9 protein-coding genes and 1 pseudogene are annotated in these 13,679 nt (G+C 74.2%); 3 read left to right on the top strand and 7 right to left on the bottom strand.

Features of this window, described 5'->3' with window-relative positions:
* Positions 1-150: 150 nt before the first annotated feature.
* From ABD345_RS34650 to ABD345_RS34640, 3 genes and pseudogenes are all read right to left on the bottom strand, one after another.
* Positions 151-873 (bottom strand): nucleoside/nucleotide kinase family protein, encoded by a 723-nt coding sequence (locus ABD345_RS34650; RefSeq protein WP_344558113.1) that lies wholly within the window; start codon positions 871-873, stop codon positions 151-153.
* A 10-nt stretch (positions 874-883) separates the two neighbouring features.
* Positions 884-1,813: a S66 peptidase family protein gene (locus ABD345_RS34645; RefSeq protein WP_344558111.1), complete on the bottom strand. Its 930-nt coding sequence runs from the start codon at positions 1,811-1,813 to the stop codon at positions 884-886.
* 286 nt (positions 1,814-2,099) lie between these two features.
* Positions 2,100-2,675, bottom strand: a pseudogene (locus ABD345_RS34640) (tryptophan--tRNA ligase); the annotation flags it as partial.
* Between the two features lie 631 nt (positions 2,676-3,306).
* Between ABD345_RS34640 and ABD345_RS34635 the strand changes: the two are divergent.
* Positions 3,307-3,732, top strand: a complete 426-nt coding sequence (locus ABD345_RS34635; RefSeq protein WP_344558107.1) for a hypothetical protein — start codon at positions 3,307-3,309, stop codon at positions 3,730-3,732.
* A 70-nt stretch (positions 3,733-3,802) separates the two neighbouring features.
* Here the strand turns inward: ABD345_RS34635 and ABD345_RS34630 are convergent, their stop codons facing one another.
* The gene (locus tag ABD345_RS34630; RefSeq protein ID WP_344558105.1) at positions 3,803-4,345 is read right to left on the bottom strand and encodes an NUDIX hydrolase; all 543 of its coding nucleotides are present in this window, start codon (positions 4,343-4,345) and stop codon (positions 3,803-3,805) included.
* 219 nt (positions 4,346-4,564) lie between these two features.
* Between ABD345_RS34630 and ABD345_RS34625 the strand changes: the two genes are divergently transcribed.
* Positions 4,565-5,473 (top strand): ATP-grasp domain-containing protein, encoded by a 909-nt coding sequence (locus ABD345_RS34625; protein WP_344558103.1) that lies wholly within the window; start codon positions 4,565-4,567, stop codon positions 5,471-5,473.
* On the opposite strand, the gene ABD345_RS34620 is transcribed toward ABD345_RS34625, so the two are convergent.
* From ABD345_RS34620 to ABD345_RS34610, 3 genes are all read right to left on the bottom strand, one after another.
* Positions 5,407-6,825, bottom strand: coding sequence for an MFS transporter (locus ABD345_RS34620; RefSeq protein WP_344558102.1), 1,419 nt, complete (start codon positions 6,823-6,825; stop codon positions 5,407-5,409). The genes ABD345_RS34625 and ABD345_RS34620 overlap by 67 nt on opposite strands.
* 349 nt (positions 6,826-7,174) lie before the next feature.
* Entirely contained in the window at positions 7,175-10,894 is a 3,720-nt protein-coding gene (locus ABD345_RS34615; RefSeq protein ID WP_344558101.1) for an ABC transporter ATP-binding protein, read from the bottom strand.
* A gap of 223 nt (positions 10,895-11,117) precedes the next feature.
* A complete protein-coding gene (locus tag ABD345_RS34610; RefSeq protein WP_344558099.1) occupies positions 11,118-11,798 on the bottom strand; it encodes a TetR/AcrR family transcriptional regulator in 681 nt (226 codons plus the stop codon).
* 130 nt (positions 11,799-11,928) lie between these two features.
* Between ABD345_RS34610 and ABD345_RS34605 the strand changes: the two genes are divergently transcribed.
* Positions 11,929-13,629: a carboxyl transferase domain-containing protein gene (locus tag ABD345_RS34605; protein WP_344558097.1), complete on the top strand. Its 1,701-nt coding sequence runs from the start codon at positions 11,929-11,931 to the stop codon at positions 13,627-13,629.
* Positions 13,630-13,679 lie beyond the last annotated feature (50 nt).

The following is a 13,679-nucleotide window of genomic DNA, read 5'->3' as shown; positions in this document are numbered from 1 at the left end:
ACGCCGAAAAAGCGAACGGGGACGCGAAAAGGAACGCGACCCGTCACGGATCATCGAACTGGTTTCTCAGGGGATTGGCCGCCCCGGGACCGTCCACACGGATTGCGTGTCCGGTGCTCCCTGTCGAGCGACCAGTGAACACTACGCCGATCAGCGGGTGGATGCAAACTCGTCCGCGCGGACCACCCAGTCGCAGGCCGTACGGGTGCTCGTCACGTAGGCGGCGTTGGGGCGGTCGTTGTCGTCGATGCGCCGGCGGGAGGCCGTCTCGTCCTGGCCGCCGGCGGTGTGGCGGGCCAGCAGTCGGGCGTCCCGGGTGCTCTCGTCCGCGTCGACGTACCAGAGTTCGCGCAGCAGGGCCCGGGCGTCCGTCCAGGGGGCGGCGGGGGCGGCGAGGTAGTTGCCCTCGGTGATGACGAGCCGGGTGTGGGGGCGGATGAGGTGGCGGGCGGCGACCGGCTCGTCGAGGGCGCGGTCGAAGTCGGGGGCGTAGAGGTCGTGGAAGCGGTCGGTGGCGACGCGCTGGAGGAGGGCCAGGTACCCGTGGGCGTCGAAGGTCTCGGGGGCGCCCTTGCGGGGGCGCAGGCCGAGGCGGTCGAGCTGGGCGTTGGAGAGGTGGAAGCCGTCGAGGGGGAGGTGGGCGGCGGTGTCGGGGCCCTCGCGGCGGTTGATCTCCTCGGTCAGGAGGCGCGCGAGGGTGGACTTGCCGGCGGCGGGCGGTCCGGCCAGGCCCAGGATGACCCGTCCGGTACCGCTGCCGGGGCCGCGGAGCAGGCCGAGGGCTCGGGACACCACCTGCTCCGCGACGGCGGCGGGCTGCTCGGGGGCGGCAGCGGCGGAAGCGGTGCTGGTGGGGGTGCCTTCGGCGTGCATGGCTCGCACCCTACGCGCCGGTAGGGCCGCTGAGAACGGGCGCGTCCAGGGTGAGCGTGCCGGCGTCGGCGTCCAGGGTGGCGGGGACGCCGAGCGGGACGGTGATCGAGGACGGGCAGTGGCCGAAGCCGAGTTCCCACAGGACGGGGACGCCGAGTCCGCCGAAGTGGTCGAGCATCACGGCGCGCACGCCGTCGAGCGGGCCGCAGCCGTCCCAGGAGCCGAGGACCACTCCCGCCACTCCGTCCAGGGCCCCGCTGCGGCGCAGTTGGGTGAGGATCCGGTCCAGTTGGTAGGGCTGCTCGTTGACGTCCTCCAGCAGGAGCAGGCCGCCGGCGAAGGACGGACGCGCGCCGGGGGTGCCGCGGTCGGCCGCGAGCAGGGAGGCGCAGCCGCCCATCAGGATGCCGTGGGCCCGTCCGGGGACGAGGGCGGTGGCGTCGGGGCCGGTGAGGAGGGTGGTGGCGGTGGGTTCGAAGAGGGTGCGGCGCAGGTGTTCGGCGGTGGCGGGGTCGGTGCTGAAGACGTTGCTCCCGGGCATCGGGCCGTAGAAGGTGGGGACGCCGAGCCGCTGGGCGAAGGCTTCGTGCAGGACGGTGACGTCGCTGAAGCCGACGAGCGGCTTCGGTGCGGCGGTCCGCATCGCGTCCCAGTCGAGGAGGTCGACCATCCGGTGCGCGCCGAAGCCGCCGCGGGCGCAGAGGACGGCGGCGATGTCGGGGTCGAGCCAGGCGGCTTGCAGGTCCGCGGCGCGGTGGGCGTCGGCGCCGGCCAGGTGCGCCAGCGTGGGGTGGGTGTCGTGGAGGTGCGGGAGGACGGTGACGTCCAGGCCCCAGGTGCGGAGGATGTCGGTGCCGAGGGCGAGGCGGGCGGCGTCGATCGCGCCGCTGGTGGCGGCGAGGGCGATCCGGTCGCCGGGGCGGAGCGGGCGCAGGGGCATCCGGTACTCCTTCGGGGAGCGCGAGCGAGGGGGTGGCAGGGGGCGGAAGGCGGTCGGCCGTTGTTCCAGGGCTCCGCGGTTCCGCTGTTCCGTCTGCCGACGGTATCCCCCGTTCGGGGACGGTCCACCCCGGCGGCCACCGCCGGGGTGGACCGTGCGGGGCCGGCTAGCAGGTGCCCATGGCGGCGCGCACTTCGTCGAGGGTCCGGTCGGCGATGGCGTTGGCGCGGGCGTTGCCGGTGCGTAGCACCTCGCGCAGCACGGTGCGGTCGGCGGCGAGTTCGGCGCGGCGGGCGATGGTGCGGGTGAGTTCCAGGTGCGGCAGTTGGTCCTGGCCGACCGGGACGAGGTCGGCCTTGCAGAACAGGATGTCGGCGGCCTGGTGGACGGGGTAGGTGAACATCAGCCCGCTGACGGTGCCCTGCCGGGAGTGGGTGATCTCGTCCTTGACGGTGGGGTTGCGGGAGAGTTCGGCGACGCTGACCAGGCTGAGGAAGGGCAGCATCAGCTGGTTGAGGGAGGGGACGGCGCTGTGGGTGAAGATCGTGGCGCGCTCGGGGTCGACGCCGACGGCCAGGTAGTCGAGGACCAGGTTCTCCGCGTGCTCGGCGGGGCGGTCGGCGCGATCCCGGTCGGTGATCGCCTGGTAGTCGGGGATCACGATCTTCAATTCGATTCCCCGGGACTGGAGTTGGACGCGGTTGCGGAGCGTCCCGAAGTAGTGGCCGAGGTGCAGCGGGCCGGTGGGGCGGTCACCGGTCAGGATGCGGTGGTGCCCTTCGGCCGTGGTGGCGACCGGCGGGTTCGTGCTCTCCGCGGCGGCGTCGCGGTCGGTGGTGGCGGGGACGGTGGTGGCGGTCATGGCGGGGCTCCTCGGTGGTCGGGTGGTGGTGCCGCCCGCCGGGGTGTGCCCTGGTCCGTCCGAGACGATCGCGCCGGGGCCGCCCTTGCGGACGGCCCTGGAGTCATGCGTGGGGAACGGCCGTCCTAGGACGGCCACCAGCACAGGCATGACGTGAGGGACATGCTCCCAACCCTAGCCCCGGCTTCAACGACCGCAACGGGTTTGTCCCCGCGTCCGTCCCCGTATTCGCCCCCGCCCGCCGCCCCCTCGCCAGTCTCGGTGCCCGGCCCGACGCCCCTCCCCGCGGACGGGAACCATTGGCCGGGTGCGTACGTCCCTTGGCCCAGCACGCACCGGTGGTGCAGGATCGGGCGAGCTCGGACTCCGGAGGGGCACAGCCATGACCTCGCTCGACCAGAACGCATCGGACCGACCGTACGGAGACGTCAACCGCCGTGCGGTGAAAGCGGGTTCGGCGGGCAGTGGTGCCGCGGACGCACCGGGGCCGACCGGGGGCGAGGGCACGGACGCCGGTGCTACCGGGGCGGTCGAGTGGTCGCCGGGGGCGTGGAGTGTCAGCGAGCCGGCGGGTCGGGTGCGTCCGCAGCGGCGGCCCGCGCCTTCGCGGCGGTTGAGCCAGGTGCGGGCGTTGGCCCCGGGGGCGGACGGGTACCGGGCCGAGGCGGAGGAGGTCGGGCCCGGGCGCGAGGACGGATCGCCGGATCCGCTGGGCGTACCGATGGGGGTGCTGATCGGCGGGTCGCCCGGGGCGGCCGAGGCGACCGGTCCCGCCGGGCGGGCCCCGGACCGCCGGGTGTCGGCGCAGCTGCTGCGGTTCGGTTCCGGCACCTGCCAGGTGGTGCTGCCGGACTGGCGGCCGGCCATCGCGGTGTCGGTGCCCACCGAGCAGTTGCAGCGTTCGACCGGGCTGGGTCCGGAGGAACTGCGTTCCGCCCTGCTCTCGGTGGTGATCAACCCGGAGGCGGTGCACGACCGCGAGTTGGGGATGCGTGACTGGCAGGCCGAGTTGCCTGCGGCCCGCGGACGTCGGCGGGGGCGGCGTCCGGTCCGCTGAGCAGACCCGGCCGGCCGTGCGTACGGGCCGGTCACCGTGACCGACGCGGCGCCGCTACGAACGGGAGCGGTTACGGCTGGGCGGTGTGCGGGGCGCCGTTGGGCACGTAGCCGAGGTGGACCGGCTCGATCGAGTCCGTTCCGGCGCTGCGGAGCCCGGCGAGCAGGGTGGTCAGGTTCGGCGGCCAGGTCGGGTCGGCGTCCGGCGCGGCGAGTTCGTCCGGCGTCCACCAGCGCCAGCCGAGGATGCCGTCGACCCGGTGGACCGCCGCCACGTCTCCGGGCTCGCGCCGCGGGCCGTGCGTCAGGAAGATGTGCTCGTGCTGGCGGACCGGGGTGCCGTGCCAGGTGAAGTCGTGCTCCCAGGTGCAGAGGAGCGGGCCCGGCCGGAGGTCGGTCCAGCCGGTCTCCTCGCGCAGTTCCCTGAGGGCGCCCTCGGCCGGGGACTCGCCGGGTTCCAGACCGCCGCCCGGTGCGTTCCAGTGCACCCCGACCTCGGAGTTGTCCGACCGGAACAGGAACACCTCGCCCTCCGGCGAGAGCACCAGCGTCCGCGCCGCCTGGCGTGGGCGCCGTTCACGGACGGGCTTCCGGGCACTCGTGATCCATCGCACCCGCTCACCCTGGCAGAGCCCGGGAGGGGTGTCGATCCGGTTTTCGGGCAGCCCGGCACGGACCGGTACGCGGCCCGGCGGACCGGTCGACGGACGGACCGGCGGGCCGACCGGCTGATGGACCGGTGGGCCGGTCGACGGACGGACCGACGAGCCGGTCGACGCGCGGGCAAGGGGTTTCCGGGCTCCCCGCCGATCGGTGCACCTAGTCTGAGCCGCATGGTCGATCCCGCCGTCATCCTGCCGTCCGACCCGCTGCTCCCCCGTCGGGTGGACCCGCACTTCGCCTGGGAGGCGGGGGCGCTCCGGGCGGTGGGCGGCGGCCACGTCCTGCTCGACCACGACGCGCTGCTCGCCGGGGACGCCGAGGCCGCCGCCCGCCGGGTCCCGGCCGGTCCCGGGCCGCTCTGGTACCGGGGCTGGATGATCCCCACCGCCCGGTACGCCGAGCTCGCCGAGGTCCTGGCAGCCCGCGGCCGACCGCTGCTGACCGGGCCGGACGCGTACGCGACCGCCCATGAACTGCCCGGCTGGTACCGGACGTTCGAGTCGCTGACGCCGGCGAGCAGTTGGCTGCCCGGGACGGCCTGGGACCGCTCGGCGCTGGCCGCGGCGGCGGCCGAGTTGGGCGGGCGGGGGCCCGCGGTGGTGAAGGACTACGTGAAGTCCCGCAAGCACGAGTGGGCCGAAGCCTGTTACGTGCCCGACCTGGCCGACCTCGACGCGCTGGACCGGGTGGCGTCGCGCTTCGCCGAACTGCAGGGCGAGTTCCTCTCGGGCGGGCTGGTGGTGCGCCGCTTCGAACCGTTCGTCCGGGCCGCGGACGGGCGGGCGGAGGAGGCCCGGGTCTGGTGGTTGGACGGCGAACCGGTGCTGGTCGGCCCGCACCCCGACAGCCCGGCGCACCGGGTGGAGCCCGAACTGTCCGCGGTCCGTCCGCTGGTCCGGCGGTTGGGGTGCCGCTTCGTCACCACCGACCTGGCCCGCCGCGCCGGGGCGGGGACGGCGGACGGGGCCGGAGCCGGGGCCGGGCAGTGGCGGGTGGTGGAGGTCGGGGACGGTCAGGTCAGCGAACTGCCGTCCGGGGCGGACGTGGAGACGCTGTTCCGGGCGCTACTGAAGGCGTAGTCCGGGCGGGCGCCGCGGCGGATGTCGCGGTGGGCATCGCGGTCCTCCGGGTGGGCGGACGGTGCCGGGCGGCGCTGGCCGGGAATGCGGGCGGCCGGGTGGGTGGTGGGCTGGGTGGCGAGGTGCGCGGTGGCGGGCCTGGTCGCGGGGCACCGTCGGCCGGTGGTCCGGCGCCAGGCCGGGCGCCCGGGGGCGGAGCGGGGGCCGACCGGGCGGCGGGGTGCGTTCGGCCGGGCGGCCAGGACCAGCGGACCGGCGCTGAGCGCCAGCAGGGCGGCGAGCACCGCGCCCGTTCCCGGGTACCCGACGCCGCTCGCCAGCGTGGCGCCGGTCAACGGCCCGCAGGCGGTGCCGAGGGCGGAGGCGGCGGAGGTCTGAACGGCCCGGCGGCCGCTCGGGTCGAGGGCGGCGGCGAGGCCGAGCAGGTGGCTGAGCACCAGCGGGTAGAGCAGGTTCCACAGCAGTTCACCGGTGGTGAAGGCGGCCGGGCCGCGGGCCGTACCGGTCAGCAGGGCGCACCCGGCGATCACCAGGGTGCCGAACCCGATCGGGACCGTTCGGCCGATCCTGGTGCCGAGCACACCCGCAGCGGTCACCCCCAGCAGGCCGCCGAACAGGGCTAGCGCGAACACCAGGCCGAGGGTGCTCTCCCCCAACCCGGCCTGGCGGTGGCCCAGTTGGCCGCTGATGCCCCAGAGCGCGTTCTGTGCCATCGACCAGAACGGGATGGCCAGGACGAGTGCCGTAGCGCGGCCCCGCGTCCCGCCTCCGGGGGCAGCACCGGCTCTGGCCTTGGCCATCCGCCGTTCGCTGGCCCGCACCGGGCCGGTCCTGCCGCTCCGGGGGACGGCGGCGGCCAGCGCCGCCAGGGCGAGTGCGGTGAAGGGCGCCGCCGTCCCGCTGCCGAGGTGCGGGAGCAGCAGGTAGAGCCCGGCCGCGGTGCCCGAGGTGGCGAGCAGGGCGCGGACGGTGCCGCGGTGCGGGTCTGACGTTCCGGCGATGCCCGTGGTGGCGACGGCGGTGACGGCGCCCGCGCCGAGGCCGGCCACCGCTAGGGCGGTGGTGAGCAGCGGCAGTTGCGGCCCGGTGGCGGCGAGCGCGCAGCCGAGTGCGAGCAGGGCGAGTCCGGCCCGGGCGGTGCGGGCCGGGCCGACGGCCGCGACGCGTCCGGCGAGCAGCAGCGCGACGGTGGCGGAGGCGAGCAGCAGGGTGCTGCCGAGGGCTCCGGCCTGGGTCGGGGTGAGTCCGGCTCCGCCGGCGAGGCGTCCCACCAGGGTGGGCAGCAGGTAGGCGGGGAGTTGGCCGGCCGTGTAGAGGACGACCGGGGGCGGCGCGGACGCGCGTGGGCGCATGGGCGTGGCCTCTCGACCTGGTGACGGGGGTGGTGCTCCCGTCCCCTCCGTCGGTCGCCCGTTCTGTGTACCAGCCGTGCCGCCGGTGGTGGCCGCCGGTGGCCGAGTCGCAATCGGTGAGCCGCCCAGTTGCGTCCCGACCGAGACAGCTCCGTGATCGAACGGCCTTTCCCCGCCAAGGCCGGCACCCGCTTCCCACCCCGGTGGGCCCGGGGTGGCAGGAGCGGCGGCCTCGGCCGGGGCTACAGCCGCCCGGACCGACCGGGCGGACCGGGCGGACCGGGCGGACCGGGCGGACCGGGCCGCCGACGCGTTGGTGTGCCGGTGTACCGGTGGCCCGGTCCCGGGATCAACCGAGGGCCGGTGCGGGCTGTCCCTCCGCGATGAAGGCGTTCCAGAGCCTGGCGTAGGCGCCGTCGCGGTCGAGCAGTTCGGCGTGGGTGCCGTCCTCCACTATCCGGCCGTGGTCGAGGACGACGATCCGGTCGGCCCGTTCGGCGGTGGTGAGCCGGTGGGCGATGACCAGGGTGGTGCGTCCGCCGCTGAGCCGGTCGGCGGCGTGGTTGACGGCCGCTTCGGTGGCGAGGTCGAGCGCGGCGGTGGCCTCGTCGAGCAGCAGGATGTCGGGGTCGACCAGTTCGGCCCGGGCGAGGGCGATGAGCTGGCGCTGACCGGCGGAGAGGTTGCGGCCGCGGGGTGCGACCCGGTGCCGGTAGCCGCCGGTCAGCCGGGTGATCATGTCGTGGGCGCCGACGGCCCTGGCCGCCGCTTCGACCTCGGTGTCGCTCGCGTCGGGGCGGCCGTAGGCGATGGCGTCCCGGACCGTCCCCGCGAAGAGGTACGCCTCCTGCGGGACGACGCCGAGCCGGTGCCGGTACCCGTCCAGGTCGTAGCTGGTGAGGTCGGTGCCGTCCACCTGCAGGGTGCCGCCGGTGGCGTCGTAGAACCGGGCGACCAGCTTGACCAGGGTGGACTTGCCCGCTCCGGTCTCGCCGACCAGGGCGACGGTCTGGCCGGGCGGGATGTGCAGGTCGATGTTGGAGAGCACGTCGGGGTTGCCCTCGCCGCCGCCGTTGTACGCGAAGCTGACGTTCCGGAAGTCGATCTCCCCGCGCAGTTCGCCGACCGGGACGGGGTGCTCGGCCTCGGGCGTGCTGGTGGGGGTGCGCATCAGGTCGCGGATCCGGCCGAGACCGACGGCGGCCTGCTGGTAGCCGTCGAAGATCTGCGAGAGCTGGTTGACCGGTGCGAAGAACAGGTCGATGTAGAGCAGGTAGGCGACCAGGGCGCCGATGGTGAGGGTGCCGTCATCGACCCGGGAGGCTCCGGCGATCAGCACCAGGGCGGAGGCGACGCTGGAGAGGAACTGGACGAACGGGAAGTACAGCGAGATGTAGAACTGCGCCTTGGCCCTGGCGTGCCGGTAGGCGAGGCCGCGCTCGACGAACCGCTCGGTGTTGGCGTCCTGCCGGCGGAACGCCTGGACGATCCGCATGCCGGCGACGTTCTCCTGCAGGTCCGCGTTGACGGTGCTGATCAGGTCCCGGGAGACCTGGTACTGCTGGGCGGACTTCTTGCGGAACACCAGCGTGGCGACGATCAGCGGGGGGAGCACCGCGAAGACCACCAGGGCGAGGCCGGGGTCGATCACGATCAGGGCGGCGAAGATGCCGAAGAAGGTGAGGACGCTGACCACCGCAGTGACCACACCGGTCTGCAGGAACGAGGAGATCGAGTCGACGTCGGTGGTCATCCGCGTCATGATCCGGCCGGTCAGTTCCCGCTCGTAGTAGTCGAGGCCGAGCCGGTTGAGGTGCGCGAAGATCTTCAGCCGCAGCGTGTAGAGGACGCGTTCGCCGGTGCGGCCGGAGACCCGGCTCTCGGTGGCCTGCACCAACCAGTCGAGCAGGACGACGGCGAGTGCCAGCAGGGAGGCGGTCACGACGCCGCCGAGCGCCGCCTTGCTGACGCCGTCGTCGATCCCGTGCCGGATCAGGACCGGCAGGGTGAGCCCGGCCGCGGTGTCCAGGGCGACCAGGAGCAGCGCGAGCAGCAGGGGGTGGCGGAACGGGGCGAGCAGCCTGGCGAGGCTGAACCGGGGGTCGGCGGCCTCGGCCCGTTCGACCGGGATGTCGGGGGCGTCGGTCGCGGGCGGCAGGTCGGCGACCTTGGCGAGCAGTTCGGCGTCCGCCCTCGGCTCCTCGGTGGCCGGGGCGGCGGTCCGGGCGGCCGGGGCCCCTGCGGTGGTCGGCTCGGGAGCCGCTCCGGCGGCGGGGGCCGCCAGTGCGTCTGGGTCGGTGATCAGTGACCGGTAGCGCGGACATCGGGCGGTGAGTTCCTCGTGCGTGCCGACGTCGATCAGCCGGCCCGCGTCCAGCACGGCGATCCGGTCGGCGAGCTGCAGGGTGGAGCGGCGGTGGGCGATCAGCAGGGTGGTGCGGCCGGCCATCACGCTGTGCAGCGCGTCGTGGATCTCCGCCTCGATCTGCGGGTCCACCGCGGAGGTGGCGTCGTCGAGCAGCAGGATGCGCGGGTCGGTGAGGACGGCCCGGGCGAGCGCGATGCGCTGGCGCTGACCGCCGGAGAGGGTGAGGCCCTGCTCGCCGACCTTGGTGTCGTAACCGTCGGGGAGCTCCCGGACGAAGCCGTCGGCCTGGGCGATCCGGGCGGCGGCCGCGATCTGCTCCTCGGTGGCCTCCGGGTGCCCGTAGGCGATGTTGGTGCGGACGCTCTCGGAGAACAGGAAGCTCTCCTCGGGCACGATGCCGATGGCGGCGCGCACCGAGTCGAGGGTGACCTCGCGGACGTCCTGCCCGAACAGCCGGACCGTTCCGGCGGTGGGGTCGTAGAAGCGGGGCACGAGCTGGGCGACGGTGGACTTGCCGGAGCCGGACGAGCCGACCAGGGCCAGCGTCTCCCCCTGGGCGAGCCGCAGGCTGAGGCCCTCCAGCACCGGGACGCCGTCGGGGGTGCTGTCCGGCTCGGGGTGCTCCTCGGCGCGGTAGTGGAAGTCGACCCGGTCGAGTTCCAGCGCGGGGGTGCCGGACGGCGCGGCGTCCGGGGCGAGCGGGCGGGCGTCGGCGGGCTCGGAGACCAGCGGGCGCTGGTCGATCAGCTGCAGGACCCGCTCGACGCCGGCGCGGGCCTGCTGGCCGACGGTGATCACCATGGCGAGCATCCGGACCGGGCCGGTCATCTGCGCCAGGTAGGTGGAGAAGGCGACGAAGGTGCCGAGCGTGACGTCCCCCCGGACGGCCAGCCAGCCGCCGACGGCGAGCACCGCGACCTGCCCGAGCGCGGGGACGGCCTGCATGGCCGGGGTGTAGCGGGCGTTCAGCCTGATCGAACGGAGCCGGGCCGCGAAGAGCTCGCGCGAGGCGCGCTCCAGCTTGCCGCGCTCCTGGGCCTCCTGGCCGAAGCCCTTGACCACCCGGACCCCGCCGATCGCGGCGTCCACCACGCCCGCGACCTCGGCGGCCTGCTGCTGGGCGGCCCAGGTGGCGGGGAACAGGCGCTTGCGGCTGAGCGTGGCCAGCCACCACAGGACCGGCCCCATCACCAGGGCGATCAGGGTGAGCGGCGGGGAGAGCCAGAACATGACCGCCAGCGACATGACGAACATCAGGGCGTAGCCCGTCATCATCGGCATCATCGACAGCAGGCCGTTGACCAGTTGCAGGTCGGAGGTGGCCCGGCCGACCACCTGGCCGGTGTCCAACCGGTCCTGCCGGTGCCCGTCGAGCCTGGTCAGCGAGCGGAACAGGTCGGCACGCATGTCGTGCTGGACGTCTAGCGCGAGCTGGCCGCCGTAGTAGCGCCGGACTTGGGTGCAGAGGAACACCACCGCCGCCGCGACCAGCAGCAGGACCGCCCACGGGGTGAGCGGGCGGCTGTGCGTGGTGATCACGTCGTCGATGATCAGTTTGGTGATGAGCGGGACGATCGCGGTGACCGCCATGCCCACCAGGGACGCCCCGAAGGACAGCAGCAGGTTGCGGCGGTACCGCCAGCAGTAGCCGCCGAGCCGGCGGAGCCAACCTCGCTCTGGGAAACCATGAGTCTCGGGCATATTTAGTGATGCTAACCATTCGACCGGCTGAGCGTCCATCGGGTTCGAGGGCGCTTGGAAGGCTGAACGACCTCGGGCCGATCTTCCTTCCCGTCTACAGGTTGCCCTCCGGCACCGCGGTGCGCCTCATGCGATCGGCCAGACCTGGGTCAGCCGATCGTCCTAGGCGGAGGGTGTAGGCAGCCTCACCCCCGACCTGCGGCCGGGTACCGGTACCCGCGGGTCAGGCGGTCGGGCGGGCCCGTTCGACCTCCGCGGCGGCGGCCGCGAACGCCCCCTGGGCGAGCGCGCGCAGTAGGGCGGCCATGCTGTCGCGGGCCAGTCCGGTCCGCTCGGAGCCGGGGTCGGCCGGGGAGCCCGGGGCGTTCTGGGCCGGCTGCGGCGCGGCGCTGTGCGGGGTGGAGTTGAGCAGGCCGAACACCGCGTGCACGGCGGCGCGGGCGACCGGTTCCGCCTCGGGGGCGGCCAGCGGCGGGAACGCCTCGCGCACCACCTCGACCCAGAGCTCGACGTAGCCGCGCTGGAGCCGGCGCACCCGGCGGCGGTCCGCCTCCTTCAGGTGGAGCAGCTCGCGGTCGTGCAGGGTGATCAGGTCCCGGTCGTCCAGGGCGAAGTCGATGTGCCCGTCGATCAGGGAGTCCAGTGCGGCGCGCGGCCCGGCGGCCTCGCCCTCGCGGCGCCGGCCCTCGTCCAGCAGGCGCTCGCTGATGCCGACCAGGAGGTCGGCGAGCATCGCGTCCTTGCCCGCGAAGTGGCGGTACAGGCCGGGACCGCTGATGCCGACCGCCTTGCCGATCTCGTCGACGCCGACCCCGAGGAAGCCGCGGGCGGCGAAGAGCCTGGCGGCCTCTTTCCGGATCTGGTCACGGCGTGGGAGCGCGGGGGCGGGAGCGCGGTTGGGCATGCTGCCCATCGTAGACAGTCGGGTTATCGATGGTTAACCTGACCACAGAGTTAACGCTCATTAACACGGGCTGGCCGGCTCGCCCTTCGGCCTGCCCGGATCCGAATCCGAGGACAAGGGAGCTCTTGGGATGGTCCTCTCTTCGGCACAGACCCCTCCGTGGTCCCCCGCCCCTTCCGGGCAGGCGACTCCGGCCGCTCCGCCGTTCCGTGCCGCCGACGCGCCGGCTCCCCGCCTGGAGAGCACGGCCGATCCGTCCGCCGGGGCGGCCAACGCCCGGGCCCACCGGGAGCTGGTCGCCGAACTGCGCGGCAAGCTCGCGGCGGCGGCGCTCGGCGGCGGCGAGAAGGCGCGGGCCAAGCACGTCGCCCGCGGCAAGCTCCTCCCCCGGGACCGGGTGGACACCCTGCTGGACCCCGGTTCGCCGTTCCTCGAACTGGCCCCGCTGGCCGCGGACGGGCTGTACGACGGCGCCGCCCCGGCCGCCGGGGTGATCGCCGGCGTCGGCCGGGTCGCCGGGCGCGAGGTCCTGGTGGTGGCGAACGATGCCACGGTCAAGGGCGGCACCTACTACCCGATGACGGTGAAGAAGCACCTGCGCGCGCAGGAGGTGGCCCTGGAGAACCGGCTGCCCTGCGTCTACCTGGTGGACTCCGGCGGGGCGTTCCTGCCGATGCAGGACGAGGTGTTCCCCGACCGCGACCACTTCGGCCGGATCTTCTACAACCAGGCGCGGCTGTCCGCCGCCGGGATCCCGCAGATCGCGGCGGTGCTGGGCTCCTGCACCGCGGGCGGCGCCTACGTCCCGGCGATGAGCGACGAGGCGGTGATCGTCCGCAACCAGGGCACCATCTTCCTGGGCGGCCCCCCGCTGGTGAAGGCGGCCACCGGCGAGGTGGTGACCGCCGAGGAACTGGGCGGCGGCGACCTGCACTCCCGCACCTCGGGCGTGACCGACCACCTCGCCGAGGACGACGCGCACGCGCTCTCCATCGTCCGCACCATCGTGGCCGGGCTCGGCCCGCGCGCCGCCCGGCCGTGGCCGCTCGCCCCGGTCGAGCCGCCCGCGGTCGACCCGGCCGGGTTGTACGGCGTGGTGCCGGTGGACCCGCGCACCCCCTACGACGTGCGCGAGGTGATCGCCCGGCTGGTGGACGGCAGCCGGTTCGCCGAGTTCAAGGCCGAGTACGGCACCACCCTGGTGACCGGCTTCGCCCGGATCCACGGCCACCCGGTCGGCATCGTCGCCAACAACGGCGTCCTGTTCGCCGAGTCCGCGCTCAAGGGCGCGCACTTCGTCGAGCTGTGCGACCAGCGCGGCATCCCCCTCCTCTTCCTGCAGAACATCACCGGGTTCATGGTGGGCCGCCAGTACGAGGCCGGCGGCATCGCCAAGCACGGCGCCAAGATGGTCACCGCGGTGGCCTGCACCCGGGTGCCCAAGCTGACGGTGGTGATCGGCGGCTCGTACGGAGCGGGCAACTACTCGATGTGCGGACGGGCCTACTCACCCCGCTTCCTGTGGACGTGGCCGAACGCGAAGATCTCCGTGATGGGCGGGGAGCAGGCGGCCTCGGTGCTGGCCACCGTCCGCCGCGACCAACTGGAGGCCCGGGGCGAGCCCTGGAGCGCCGAGGACGAGGACGAGTTCAAGCGCCCCGTCCGCGAGCAGTACGAGCGCCAGGGCAACGCGTACTACGCCACCGCCCGGCTGTGGGACGACGGCGTGATCGACCCGCTGCAGACCCGCACCGTGCTCGGCCTGGCGCTCACCGCCTGCGCCAACGCCCCGCTCGCCGAACCTCGCCCGTTCGGGGTCTTCCGCATGTGAGGTCCGGCCCGTCGGACCACCGTCAGTGACACGCCGTCAGTGACGCACCC

The organism is Kitasatospora saccharophila, assembly GCF_039529925.1.
In the GTDB taxonomy this organism is placed as follows: Bacteria; Actinomycetota; Actinomycetes; order Streptomycetales; family Streptomycetaceae; genus Kitasatospora; species Kitasatospora saccharophila.
Note: the sequence above shows the minus strand (reverse complement) of the source record. Positions and strands in the feature narration are given on the sequence as shown.

What these genes read in the sequence shown, in the direction of transcription:
- ABD345_RS34625 (WP_344558103.1), top strand. Translation starts at nt 4,565, where the DNA reads ATGGTCGATCCCGCCGTCATCCTGCCGTCCGACCCGCTGCTCCCCCGT.
- ABD345_RS34650 (WP_344558113.1), bottom strand. Translation starts at nt 873, where the DNA reads ATGCACGCCGAAGGCACCCCCACCAGCACCGCTTCCGCCGCTGCCGCC.
- ABD345_RS34610 (WP_344558099.1), bottom strand. Translation starts at nt 11,798, where the DNA reads ATGCCCAACCGCGCTCCCGCCCCCGCGCTCCCACGCCGTGACCAGATC.
- ABD345_RS34645 (WP_344558111.1), bottom strand. Translation starts at nt 1,813, where the DNA reads ATGCCCCTGCGCCCGCTCCGCCCCGGCGACCGGATCGCCCTCGCCGCC.
- ABD345_RS34615 (WP_344558101.1), bottom strand. Translation starts at nt 10,894, where the DNA reads ATGCCCGAGACTCATGGTTTCCCAGAGCGAGGTTGGCTCCGCCGGCTC.
- ABD345_RS34605 (WP_344558097.1), top strand. Translation starts at nt 11,929, where the DNA reads ATGGTCCTCTCTTCGGCACAGACCCCTCCGTGGTCCCCCGCCCCTTCC.
- ABD345_RS34620 (WP_344558102.1), bottom strand. Translation starts at nt 6,825, where the DNA reads ATGCGCCCACGCGCGTCCGCGCCGCCCCCGGTCGTCCTCTACACGGCC.